Source organism: Streptomyces sp. NBC_01381 (genome assembly GCF_026340305.1).
Taxonomy (GTDB): Bacteria; Actinomycetota; Actinomycetes; order Streptomycetales; family Streptomycetaceae; genus Streptomyces.
Map to the genome: position 1 here is coordinate 658455 of NZ_JAPEPI010000002.1, position 11275 is coordinate 669729.

An 11275-nucleotide genomic window follows, 5' to 3' on the forward strand; every position below is an offset into this window, starting at 1 on the left:
TTGCCAGGTTACGACGGGAACGCGTATCGCGGAGGGCCTGGCCGATGGACGTACTGCCCCTGGTGGCGCTGATCGCGGCGAGTGCGGCGGTGGCCGGCGCCGCCCGCTGGACGCCGGTGCCCGCGCCGCTGCTCCTCGTCGCGGCGGGACTCGTCGCCGCGTACGTGCCCGGGGTCCCGGACTACCACCTGGACCCGCACATCGTGCTGCCGCTGATCCTGCCGCCGCTGCTGCACACCGCGGCCCTGGAGAGCTCGTACCTGGACCTGCGCGCCAACATCAGACCCGTGGCGCTGCTGTCCGTCGGGTACACGCTCTTCGCCACCCTCTCGGTCGGCTGGCTGGCCTATCTGCTCATTCCCGACCTGCCGCTGACCGCCGCGCTCGTCCTCGGGGCGGTGATCGCGCCGCCGGACGCGGTGGCGGCCACGGCCATCGCGCGCAAGGTGGGGCTGCCGTCGCGGATCACCACGATCCTGCAGGGCGAGTCGCTGGTGAACGACGCGACCGCGATCACCGCCTACAAGGTCGCCCTCGCGGCGGCGGTCGGCGAGGGTGCCAGCTGGGCGGGCGGGATCAGGGAGTTCCTGGTGGCGGCGGTCGGCGGCGTCGGGGTCGGGCTCGTCCTCATGGTGCCGATCCACTGGCTGCGCAGGCACATGAAGGAGGCGATGCTGCAGAATACGCTCTCCTTGCTGATCCCCTTCGTCGCGTACGCGGCCGCCGAGCAGGTCGGGGCCTCCGGGGTGCTCGCCGTGGTCGTCGTCGCCCTGTACCTGGGACACCGCTCCTGGGAGGTCGACTTCGAGACGCGGCTCCAGGAGGCCGCGGTGTGGAAAGTGGTCGCCTTCATCCTGGAGTCGGCGGTGTTCGCACTGATCGGGCTTCAACTGCCGCTCGTGCTCAAGGGACTCGGCGAGTACAGCGGGGTGCAGGCCGTCTGGTACGCCCTCGGCGTCTTCGTCTTCGTCGTCGCCATGCGCTTCGTGTGGTCGTACCCGGCCACCTATCTGCCGCGTCTTTCGCCGCGGATCAGGGAGCGCGAGAGCGACATGGACTGGCGGCGGCCGCTGATCGTCAGCTGGGCCGGGATGCGCGGGGTCGTCTCGCTCGCCATCGCCTTCTCCATCCCCCTCGTCATGGACGACGGGGAGCCCTTTCCCGCGCGCAACCTGGTGCTCTTCCTGACCTTCACCACCGTCATCGCCACGCTGGTCGTGCAGGGGCTCTCGCTGCCGTGGCTGATCCGTGTCCTGAAACTGCCGGGCCGGGACATCCAGGCGGAGACCCTCGCCGAGGCGCAGGCCCAGAACGCCGCCTCGGAGGCCGCGGAGCAGCGGGTGGACGAACTGATGCGGGACGAGCGCAACTGCCTCCCACAGCCCCTTCAGGACCGTCTGCGCACCGTTCTCGAACGGCGCCGCAACTCCGTGTGGGAGCGGCTCGGTCAACCCAACCCCGTGACGGGGGAGTCGGCGGACGACACCTACCGCAGGCTCGCCAGGGAGGCGATCGCCGCGGAGCGGGAGGTCTTCGTGAAGATGCGGGACGAGCGGCGCATCGACGACGAGATGATGCGGACGCTGCTGCGCAAGCTGGACCTTGAGGAGGCGGCGGCCTACCGGGAGGTCGAGGACTGAGCCTGTTCCGGCGTCTTGTCCGTTGCCGTGATGACCGCCGTGACGGTGGTGCCGGGGGCGAAAGCGCCCTCTTCGGAGAGGGCGGTCAGCGCGTACAGGAGCTTGGCCACGTAGACGCGCTCTACGGGGAGGCCGTGTTGGTCCTCGAAGTCGTCGGCGAAGGCGGTGAGTTCGGGGGTGGTGCGGGCGTAGCCGCCGCAGTGGAAGCGGTCGTTCAGCTGCCAGTTGGGGGTGGGGGCGCCGAAGGTCCGCTCCTGCAGCGCCCGTATCTCGGGGCCGAGGAAGCCGCCTTTGAGTACGGGTATGCCGAGGGCGCGCTGGGCGGGGGCCAGGCCCGCGGCCAGGCCCGCCAGGGTGCCGCCGGTGCCGCAGGCCACGGCGGCGACGTCGGTGCGGCCGCGGAGTTCCTCGCCGAGGGCCGTGCAGCCTTGTACGGCCAGGGAGTTGCTGCCGCCTTCGGGGATGACGTAGGGGTTCTCGGCGCCTGTGGTGCGGAGGATGGCCGCCAGGGTGTCGGGGTCTGCCTTCTGGCGATACGTCGATCTGTCGATGAAGTGCAGGCGCATGCCGTCCGCTGTGCAGCGGGCCAGGGACGGGTTCAAGGGGCGCTCGGCGAGTTCGTCGCCGCGGACGATGCCGATGGTGGGTATGCCGAGGAGGCGGCCGGCGGCGGCGGTCGCTCTGAGGTGGTTGGAGTAGGCGCCGCCGAAGGTCAGCAGGGCGGGGTGGTCCGCCGCTGTCGCGGCCGCCAGGTTCAGGGCCAGCTTGCGGTACTTGTTGCCCGGGAGGTCCGGGTGGATGAGGTCGTCGCGCTTGAGGGTGAGGTGCACGCCGTGCCGGTTGAAGCGGCTGTCCTCCACGGCCTGTAGGGGGCTCGGGAGGCGGGGGTGGAGGCTGGTCGGCGGGGTGGTGCTCACCGTGCCATTGTGCCTGCACCTTGGGCGGTGGGCAGGGCGGTGTCTGTGTGGCCCTGCGGTGTCGGCGGTGCTTGCCGCCTGGCTGTGTCGGTGCCCGGCAGCGCGGCGTTGTGCCCACCCGTTCCGCCGTGCGGAACGCCTGCCCACAACGGGGGCGGGCGGCCGGGCGGTCTGAGTGGGGGGCGTCGTGCGGAGCGGTTGCCCGCAACGAGGGCGGCCGGGCGGTCTGGGTGGGGGGCGGTGTGCGGAACGCCTGCCCGCAACGGGGGCGGGTGGTCTGTGCGGGTGTTCGGCGTGTGGGGCGGCTGGCCGCGACGAAGGTGGTCGGGTGGGTGGCATGGTCCGGAGCGGTTGCCCGCAACGGGGGCGGGCGGGCGCGTCGTGTGGGGCGGCTGGTCGTCGCCACGACGGTGGTTCGGGGGTGTGGGGTCGGCGGCCGTGGTGGAGGCGGGCCCGGGGTGGCCCGCCCGGTTGATGGGGGAGGGGGGAGTTATTTGAGGCGGGCTGCGATTCGGTCGCGCATTGTGATCATGGTGAAGCCCTTGGGGTCGATCTTGCCCGGTTGCCATTCCAGGTGGCCGATTACCGAGCGTTCCGTCCAGCCGTGGTGGCGGCAGAGTGCTGCCGAGACGCGTTCGATGGCGTCCAGCTGGGCCTCCGGCCACGGGTCCTCGCCGTCGCCGAGGTTCTCGCACTCGAAGCCGTAGAAGTGGCGGTTGCCGTCGGTGTTCGCCTCGTTGTCCGGGGGGAGCCTCTTTTCGGCGATCACCGCGCGCAGTACGTCGTCGTCACCGAGGCCCGCGTGATTGGCGCGGCCGTAGCCGACGAGGTGCACGCGGCCGTCCTTGGTGATGACGCCGTGACAGAGCGGCCCCGGCAGGGACGCGTAGCCGTCGCGGCAGATCTCCACCGTCCGTTGGCTGCCCGATGTGACGGTGTGGTGGATCATCACGCCGTGCACCGGGCCCCACGGGCCCTTGTGGTTGCGGTTGTGGTGCGGCCAGTCGCCGACTTCGACGACCGTCACGCCTTCGTCCTTGAGCATGTCGAGGAACCTGCCCGCGGACATGGGTGGGGCCATGGCCGACTCCTTTGCGGAGCACGACGGCCGCCGGTCGCGGACCGTCTTGTATGTCCGCTTTTACCGGAACTATGGTGCCCGGACCAGCCGTTCGGACGTATTCCGTTGCTGTTCGGGCGCCGTGCGAGCCGATTTGGTCAGCCGCGGTGGTCGCCACCGTGCAGGAACGCGTCCCCGTGCGTCGCGATGTGGGACTCCAGCGCCTGCAAGGCCTGCTGAGTGTCCTGCGCGGAGCCGGACCCGCGCTGCTGCGCGTAGTACGCCGCGCCCAGCTTCTTCAGGAGATCGCCGCCCGCGCGCTGCGCCTGGACCTCGTCGATCTTCTGCTTGCCCTGAGTGAGTCCCCGCTGTGCCTGTTCCTTGGCGCGATCCAGGAAGCCTGCCATTGCCGTCTCCTGCCGATTGAGTCGATCGATGCGGATGTCGATTCGATGCGGGTGGTGTCTGCAGTGGTCTCTGTTTTGTCACTCGTTCAACGGGTGCCGGGATCTTGGAGTTCCCCGGACATCCCATACGCGGGGGTTGCCCCGTCCCCCGTGATCCATTCCCGCTCGTTTGTGTAATGGCGCGGGCACTCACCGTGCTGAAAGTGTTGGCGGCGCAGATCAGCGCTTGATCGGGAGGGCATTGCAATGTCGGTAGGCGAAGAGGTCCGTGCGGAGCAGGCCAAGCCGCAGCAGAGTCTGGGTACTTCGGCCGCACGGAATCTGGCCACCACCACCAAGTCCGCACCGCAGATGCAGGAGATCAGCTCCCGCTGGCTGCTCCGGACGTTGCCATGGGTGCAGGTGCAGGGCGGCACGTATCGAGTGAACCGGAGGCTGAGCTACTCGGTCGGCGACGGCCGGGTGACGTTCGTGAAGACGGGGGACCGGGTCCAGGTCATCCCGGCGGAGCTGGGCGAGCTGCCGGTCCTGCGGGATTACGAGAACCTCGAAGTGCTCGGCGAACTCGCCCAGCGCTGTCAGCAGCGCGAGTTCGCCGCCGGCGAGGTCATCGCCTCCTTCGGCAGCCAGGCCGACGAGGCGTTCCTGCTCGCACACGGCAGGGTCGAGAAGATCGGCACCGGACCCTACGGCGACGACACCGTCCTCGGGACGCTCGCCGACGGTTCGTACTTCGGAGACCAGTCGCTGCTCGACCCGGAGGCCATCTGGGAGTACACGATCCGCGCGGTGACCGCGTGCACCGTGCTCACGCTGCCCCGCCAGGACCTCGACCAGGTCGCGGAGCGCGCGGACACGCTGCGCGATCATCTCCAGCGGCTGCGGTCCGTCCCGGCCCAGCGGACGAACACGTTCGGCGAGGCGCCCATCGACCTCTCCGCCGGACACGTCGGCGAGGCCGTGCTGCCGGGCACCTACGTCGACTACGAAGCGGCGCCGCGCGAGTACGAACTGAGCGTCGCCCAGACCGTGCTGCGCGTCCACGCGCGCGTGGCCGACCTCTACAACCAGCCGATGAACCAGACCGAGCAGCAGTTGCGGCTCACGGTCGAGGCGCTCAAGGAGCGCCAGGAGCACGAGCTGATCAACAACCGCGAGTTCGGCCTGCTCCACAACTGCGAGTACGAGCAGCGGCTGCAGCCGCACGACGGCGTGCCGAGCCCGGACGACATGGACGAACTGCTCAGCCGCAGGCGGGGTTCGAAGCTCTTCCTCGCCCACCCGCGCGCGATCGCCGCGTTCGGGCGCGAACTCAACAAGCGCGGGCTCGTGCCGGAGACCATCGACATGGGAGGCAGCCGCATTCCGACCTGGCGCGGGGTGCCGATCTTCCCGTGCAACAAGATCCCGGTCAGCGAGGCCCGCACCACCTCCATCATCTGTACGCGTACGGGAGAGGAGGAGCAGGGCGTCATCGGCCTCCACCAGGCGGGCATCCCGGACGAGATCGAGCCGAGCCTGTCGGTGCGCTTCATGGGCATCAGCGAGCAGGCGATCATCTCGTACCTGGTGTCGACGTACTACTCGGCGGCGGTCCTGGTGCCGGACGCGCTCGGCGTGCTGGAGGACGTCGAGATCGGCCGCTGGTCGTGAGCCCGTGTCTGTGGTCGCGCGGACGGGTACACCCACTCCGTACGCGCCCACAGGCCCAGGAAACGCCACCGTCCGCCTCCTTTCCGGGGTGAGTCCATGACGGACACGACGACGGACGTGACGGAGATGGCGCAGGGCACGGCCGATGCGTACGGGGGCCAGGAAGGGTACGAGGGCCACGAAGCGGCGGAGGTCCTGGCGTCGGCGCGGCTCTGCGTCGACCCGGAGTTGCGCCGGGCCATCGACTCGCTGCCCGGGTCGATGCGCCGTGTCGCGCTCTACCACTTCGGCTGGGAGCACGCGGACGGCACACCGGCCGCGGGGCACGCGGGCAAGGCCATCAGGCCGGCGCTCGTGCTCGCCGCGGTGCGGGCGCTCGGCGGGGAGCCCGCGATGGCCGTCCGGGCCGCCGCGGCCGTGGAGTTGACCCACAACTTCACGCTGCTGCACGACGACGTCATGGACCACGACACCACCCGCAGGCACCGGCCCACCGCCTGGACCGTGTTCGGCGAAGCCGACGCGATCCTCGCCGGTGACGCCATGCAGGCGCTGGCGCAGCGGCTGCTCGCCGAGGACCCGCACCCCGCGGCCTCGGCGGCGGCCGCCCGCCTCGCCTCCTGCGTGGTGGAGCTCTGCGCGGGCCAGCACGCGGACTGCGCCCTCGAGCGCCGGGGCCCCGACGAGGTCACGCTCGACGAGTGCCTCGCCATGGCCGAGGCCAAGACGGGGGCGCTGCTCGGGTGCGCCTGTGCGCTGGGGGCGTTGTACGCGGGTGCGGGGCGCGCCGAGGTGGACGCGCTCGACGGGTTCGGCCGCCAGGCCGGTCTCGCCTTCCAACTCATCGACGACGTGATCGGCATCTGGGGCGACCCGGGCCGCACCGGCAAGCCGGCCGGAGCGGACCTCGCCGCCCGTAAGAAGTCCCTGCCGGTGGTCGCCGCGCTGGCCTCCGGCGCCCCGGCCGCCGCCGAGCTCGCCGAGCTGTACCTACGGCAGCCCCGCGACGGCGACCCGGACCGCATGGCCCGCGCCGTCGAAGCGGCGGGCGGCAGGGACTGGGCGCTGCTGCACGCGGCGGACCGGATGTCCCGCGCGATCAACCAGCTCGCCGGCGCGGTGCCGGTCCCGGAGGCGGCGGGCGGCCTGCTGGCCCTCGCGGAGTTCGTGACCCGGCGTACGCATTGACGGCGTACGCGGGGACAGCAGCGCGAGCAAGGAACGTCGCGAGCAACGAACGTACCGAGAAGGAACATACCGAGAAGGTACGTACCGAGAAGGAACGTACCGAGAGGGGATCCACGAGGCACGCGAGGCTTATGCGACGAGCGAGCAAGCCGGGCCCCGCACTCCGCCGATATCCGGACAGGGTGCGGGGCCCGGCCATGCGCGGGGGCACGATCACTTAGGCTGCAACCGGTGGCGCGGGACACGCAGTTGAGCGTGGCAGGGCAGGCGTGGCCGATGTGCACTCGAGGGGTTAAGGGGCGGGCCGTGGGAGTAGCGATCCGGAGAGCCGACGAGGGCGACAGGGCGGATGTGGTCCGGTTGCTCGACGCGGCGTTCCAGGACGATCCGGTGAGCGGCTGGGTCTTTCCCGACCAGGAGCACCGCCGCGAGAGGCACGGCGCCCTGATGGCCGCCTTCCTCGACATCGCGCTCAGCGAGGGGTACGTCGACATCACGGAGGACGGCGCGGCGGTCGCCCTGTGGTGGTCCGTCCCCGCGGGCACCCACGAGGAAGGCACGGACGGCGAGGACGGTCCCGCGCAGCTGCGCGCCGCCGTCGACCCGGCGAACACGCGGATCGAGGTGATCGGTCGGCTGACCAGCGACGCGCACCCATCCGACCGGGCCCACCAGTACCTGCACATGATCGGCGTGAGCCCCGAGCGGCAGGGCGAAGGGCTTGGCTCCGCGCTGATCGACGCCGTGCTCGACCGGTGCGACCGCGAAGGGCTGCACGCCTATCTGGAGGCGAGCAGCAGCCGCAGCCGTGCGCTGTACACGCGGTTGGGATTCGCTTTCACCGGGAACGCCATCGATCTGCCGGACGGTCCACAGCTGTGGCCGATGTGGCGAGAACCGCAGTCGCCCGATTCGGGCCGCGACAGCCGACGATTCGCATAAAGTCGCTACATTGCGGCTGTGTTGTCCGCAGGCGCGACGAAGGGTGTGAATCTCATGTCCTGCGAACTGCTTCACGACATGCTCGTCGGCACATCCCGCGAGACGACGGGAACCGCGTCCCACAACACTTCAAGTTCCGCATCCCGCGCACTACTTGTTGCGGAGGCCTTCGTGGAAGTGGCTGACTCCCTGGTCGATGAATTCGACCTGGCCGAGTTTCTGCACAACCTCGCTGTGCGCTGCGTGGAACTCCTTGGCGCGGCGGCCGCCGGCGTGATGCTGGCCGATCCCGATGGCCGGCTGCGGCTCGGCGCGGCGTCCAGCGGGCAGCCCTGGGTGCTCGAACTGTTCTCCCTGCAGGAGGCCCAGGGGCCGAGCCCGGACTGCTGCCGGTCGGGCGCGGCGCACACGAACATCGCCCTCGGCGGCCGGGAGGCGGCTGCCGTCTGGCCGGAGTTCGCCCAGAACGCGCGGGCGGCCGGGTTCTCGACGGCGCATGTGCTGCCCCTGCGGCTGCGGGGCGAGATGCTCGGCGCGCTGAACCTCTTCCACGCGCGCGGCGATGTGCTGGGCCCCGACGAGGTGGCGCTCGCACAGGCCCTCGCGGATGTCGCCACGATCGCCATCGTGCAGCGGCGTTCCCTGCAGCAGATGGAGGCGGAGCGCGGCCAGTTGCAGGCGGCGCTCAGCAGCCGGGTCATCATCGAACAGGCGAAAGGCGTGCTCGCCGAGCGCTGGCAGTGCACGGTCGACGAGGCGTTCACAGCGCTGCGGGGGCATGCGCGGGCGAATCGGCTGCGGCTTTCGGAGCTGGCGAGCCAAGTGGTGAACGGGGAATTCGACACGGACGGAATCCGCCCGGGCCGGCCCCGAAAGACCGGACCCGAAAGGACGCCAGGAATGACGCCCGGCATGACACCGGGAATGACGCCGGGCACGACGCCGGGAATCAGGACTGACCGAAGCCGCTGACCGCTGGACTATCCGCCCCGCGCACACCGCCATATCCTGGACGTATGGGCAACGATGGGAGCCGCTCCCGCGCCCGCCCGCAGGACGAGCCGGTGTGCCAGGCCTGCGGACGGCCCGTTGGTACGGCCATCAAGCGGCGGAAGGTGCTCGGGGTGTTCGTCCCCGTGTGGGGCCCCGGCCCGTGCCACAACCCGCAGTGCGAGGCGTGCGTCGACGAAGTCGCCGAACCCGCGCAGCCGCCGCAGGAGCAGTCGCAGCCGCCGCCCGCCGACGCCGCGCCTTCGCGGTCCGACGAGACCTAGGCGACGCCACGGCTGACACGTACGGCAGGTCATGAGGGCCGAGCCGCACGGACCGAGAGACACAGAAGAAGTCGGCGTGCTTCCGCGCTGCCCCGGTTAAGTTCGTCGAGTCAGTGTGTCGCCTGGGGAGGGACGGATGGATGAGGCTGCGGGGCTTGACCGGCTGCGCTGTTGCGGGGCTGGTGGCGGTGGGGATCGCGGGGTGCGGATCCGATTCCTCCGGCGCGGGCGCGGGGGAGACACCCGGTGTGCCGACGGTGAAGAGTGAGCGGGATCTGCCCGAACTGCCGCTGGAACACTATGAGTTCAGTGATCGGGACAACGAGCGGCACACGGAGGCGCAGGCCCGTCTGACGCAGCAGTGCATGCGGGACCTCGGCTTCGACGACTTCCCGCTGTATCCGGAAGAGCCGAGCGGCAGGCAGTCGGTGACGCTGACCGCCGTGGCGGTCACCTCGTACCCGTACGGGCCGCTCGATCTCGACGCCGCCCGCCGCTGGGGCTACGGCTACGACCCGAAGAAGTCCGGAGCCGCCGACGGACGGACCAAGGGCCGCGCCATGACGGACAAGGAGTACGAAGCGCTGTACGGGCTTCGCCGCAAGCCCTCCGGGAGCGGTGGCTGCGCCGGTGCGGGCGGCGAGCGCCTCATGGCGGGCGTGCCCGACGAGGCGCGCATGTGGACGTACACATCAGAGCGGAGCCGGCGCCTGGACAAGGTGGTTGCCAAGGACGAGCGGGTGCGCGATGCGCTCGGCGCGTGGTCGCGGTGCATGGCCGACAAGGGCGTCAAGCGGTACAAGACCCCGGGCGACGCCTTCGGCGACAAGGCCTGGGGCCGCAAGGGCCGCAGCGACGGCAACACCACGCGTACGCGACGGGAGTTGGCGACGGCGGTGGCCGACGTCGAGTGCAAGCGGGAGCAGAACACGGCCGGTGTGTGGTGGGTCGTGCGCGAGGAGAAGCAGAGCGCCGACGTGGCCGGTCACAAGGACGCGTACGAGGCGGTCCGCGCGGACCAGCAGCGGGTGCGGGCCAACGTGCGACGGATCCTCGGTGAGAAGTGATCCCGGTGCGGATTGATCCTCGGTGAGCAGTAATCCGCGGCACGACGTGGCGGACAGCTGCATCATGGGTTCATGGACATGACCGAGCTTGACGACCTGCCGTCCGCCGTCGACGCGGAACGGCTCCTCGCCCTCGCCGACGGCCATCACCCCCGCACCGCACGGGCGTTGGGCGTCCGCGAGGCCGGCGGGCACCTCGTGAAGGTGTACGCCGTCGAGGCGCCGGGGCGGAAGGTGACCGGGCCGGACGAGACGGCGGCGCTGCGGATCGCCGGTGCGCATCTCGGCCTCGGCGGGGCCCGCGGATCGGTCGGGCTCGCCGTACTGATCGTGCACTTGGGCGGTGACGGCGACTACGTCCTCGTACAGAGCTGGATCGAGGGATACATGGCGGACCTCGCGGTCTTCGTCGGGCCCGCGGGCGAGCCGGACCAACTCCGGCCGGGGCGAGCCGGGTTGGCGCCCTGCGTGTGGGAGGCTGCCGTGCTCACGCATGAGCGCGACGCGTACGTCCGATGCGTGCTCGACGGCGGCGGGAGCCTTCCAGAGCGGCTCACCGCCTGGGGCAAGGACGTCATCGAGGGGGACCTGCGATGACGGACGTGACGACGGACGTGACGACGGGCGCGGCGACGGACGCGATGACGGACGGCACGCCCCGCGTGCGCCACGCTCGCCCCGCCGACCTCCCCCGCATCGCCGAACTCGCCGCCGAGCACGCCGTGTACGAGAAGGCCCCGCCGCTCGCCCCGGGCCTTGCCGGGCGTCTGGACGCGCTGCTCTTCGGGACGCCCGCGCCGCGGCTGCGCTGCCTTGTGGCCGAGCTGCCGGGCGGCGATGTCGTCGGCTATGCCACCTGCGCGCCGGAGATCTCCACCTGGGACGGGGCCGAGTACCTCCACATGGACTGCCTCTTCCTGCGCGACGGCCACCGCGGCCTCGGCCTCGGCGCGCTGCTGACGGACGCGGTGAGCGCCGAGGCCCGTGCCCTCGGGCTCACCGAGGTCCAATGGCAGACTCCCGTGTGGAACGAGGGTGCGATCCGCTTCTACGACCGGCTCGGCGCGGCCGCTGCCGAGAAGCGCCGCTACACCCTCTCCGTGACGGATCGCGACGGGGGAATGTGA

Annotated in this window: 12 protein-coding genes; 9 read left to right on the forward strand and 3 right to left on the reverse strand. The window is 70.9% G+C overall.

Annotated elements, in window-relative coordinates; genetic code table 11:
- The first annotated feature begins 44 nt into the window (after nt 1-44).
- On the forward strand, nt 45-1640 hold the full coding sequence (locus OG453_RS24785; RefSeq protein ID WP_266870666.1) for a Na+/H+ antiporter: 1596 nt from the start codon (nt 45-47) through the stop codon (nt 1638-1640).
- Here OG453_RS24785 and OG453_RS24790 read toward each other — a convergent pair.
- The 3 genes from OG453_RS24790 to OG453_RS24800 form a co-directional block, all read right to left on the reverse strand.
- The gene (locus OG453_RS24790; protein ID WP_266870667.1) at nt 1619-2557 is read right to left on the reverse strand and encodes a 1-aminocyclopropane-1-carboxylate deaminase/D-cysteine desulfhydrase; all 939 of its coding nucleotides are present in this window, start codon (nt 2555-2557) and stop codon (nt 1619-1621) included. The two genes, OG453_RS24785 and OG453_RS24790, sit on opposite strands and share 22 nt — an antisense overlap.
- Before the next feature lie 490 nt (nt 2558-3047).
- Nucleotides 3048-3638, reverse strand: a complete 591-nt coding sequence (locus tag OG453_RS24795; protein WP_266870668.1) for an N-acetylmuramoyl-L-alanine amidase — start codon at nt 3636-3638, stop codon at nt 3048-3050.
- Between the two features lie 137 nt (nt 3639-3775).
- Nucleotides 3776-4024 carry a hypothetical protein gene (locus OG453_RS24800; RefSeq protein ID WP_266870669.1) on the reverse strand — a complete coding sequence of 83 codons (249 nt, stop codon included), beginning with the start codon at nt 4022-4024 and terminating at the stop codon, nt 3776-3778.
- Between the two features lie 246 nt (nt 4025-4270).
- Here OG453_RS24800 and OG453_RS24805 point away from each other — a divergent pair, with 246 nt between their 5' ends.
- The 8 genes from OG453_RS24805 to OG453_RS24840 all read left to right on the forward strand — a co-directional run bounded on the left by OG453_RS24805 (nt 4271) and on the right by OG453_RS24840 (nt 11275).
- On the forward strand, nt 4271-5677 hold the full coding sequence (locus OG453_RS24805; RefSeq protein WP_266870670.1) for a family 2B encapsulin nanocompartment shell protein: 1407 nt from the start codon (nt 4271-4273) through the stop codon (nt 5675-5677).
- Nucleotides 5678-5803: 126 nt separating this feature from the next.
- Complete coding sequence (locus OG453_RS24810) at nt 5804-6865, forward strand: family 2 encapsulin nanocompartment cargo protein polyprenyl transferase (protein ID WP_266873118.1); 1062 nt, start codon at nt 5804-5806, stop codon at nt 6863-6865.
- 306 nt (nt 6866-7171) lie between these two features.
- Nucleotides 7172-7807, forward strand: coding sequence for an N-acetyltransferase (locus OG453_RS24815; RefSeq protein ID WP_266870671.1), 636 nt, complete (start codon nt 7172-7174; stop codon nt 7805-7807).
- A gap of 171 nt (nt 7808-7978) precedes the next feature.
- Nucleotides 7979-8779, forward strand: coding sequence for a GAF and ANTAR domain-containing protein (locus OG453_RS24820; RefSeq protein ID WP_266870672.1), 801 nt, complete (start codon nt 7979-7981; stop codon nt 8777-8779).
- Between the two features lie 44 nt (nt 8780-8823).
- The gene (locus OG453_RS24825) at nt 8824-9081 is read left to right on the forward strand and encodes a hypothetical protein (protein WP_266870673.1); all 258 of its coding nucleotides are present in this window, start codon (nt 8824-8826) and stop codon (nt 9079-9081) included.
- A gap of 140 nt (nt 9082-9221) precedes the next feature.
- A complete protein-coding gene (locus OG453_RS24830; RefSeq protein ID WP_266870675.1) occupies nt 9222-10148 on the forward strand; it encodes a hypothetical protein in 927 nt (308 codons plus the stop codon).
- A 72-nt stretch (nt 10149-10220) separates the two neighbouring features.
- The gene (locus OG453_RS24835) at nt 10221-10745 is read left to right on the forward strand and encodes a hypothetical protein (RefSeq protein ID WP_266870676.1); all 525 of its coding nucleotides are present in this window, start codon (nt 10221-10223) and stop codon (nt 10743-10745) included.
- 44 nt (nt 10746-10789) lie between these two features.
- On the forward strand, nt 10790-11275 hold the full coding sequence (locus tag OG453_RS24840) for a GNAT family N-acetyltransferase (RefSeq protein ID WP_266873119.1): 486 nt from the start codon (nt 10790-10792) through the stop codon (nt 11273-11275).

What these genes read in the sequence shown, in the direction of transcription:
- OG453_RS24785 (WP_266870666.1), top strand. Translation starts at nt 45, where the DNA reads ATGGACGTACTGCCCCTGGTGGCGCTGATCGCGGCGAGTGCGGCGGTG.
- OG453_RS24795 (WP_266870668.1), bottom strand. Translation starts at nt 3,638, where the DNA reads ATGGCCCCACCCATGTCCGCGGGCAGGTTCCTCGACATGCTCAAGGAC.
- OG453_RS24800 (WP_266870669.1), bottom strand. Translation starts at nt 4,024, where the DNA reads ATGGCAGGCTTCCTGGATCGCGCCAAGGAACAGGCACAGCGGGGACTC.
- OG453_RS24805 (WP_266870670.1), top strand. Translation starts at nt 4,271, where the DNA reads ATGTCGGTAGGCGAAGAGGTCCGTGCGGAGCAGGCCAAGCCGCAGCAG.
- OG453_RS24810 (WP_266873118.1), top strand. Translation starts at nt 5,804, where the DNA reads ATGGCGCAGGGCACGGCCGATGCGTACGGGGGCCAGGAAGGGTACGAG.
- OG453_RS24825 (WP_266870673.1), top strand. Translation starts at nt 8,824, where the DNA reads ATGGGCAACGATGGGAGCCGCTCCCGCGCCCGCCCGCAGGACGAGCCG.
- OG453_RS24830 (WP_266870675.1), top strand. Translation starts at nt 9,222, where the DNA reads ATGAGGCTGCGGGGCTTGACCGGCTGCGCTGTTGCGGGGCTGGTGGCG.
- OG453_RS24835 (WP_266870676.1), top strand. Translation starts at nt 10,221, where the DNA reads ATGGACATGACCGAGCTTGACGACCTGCCGTCCGCCGTCGACGCGGAA.
- OG453_RS24840 (WP_266873119.1), top strand. Translation starts at nt 10,790, where the DNA reads ATGACGGACGGCACGCCCCGCGTGCGCCACGCTCGCCCCGCCGACCTC.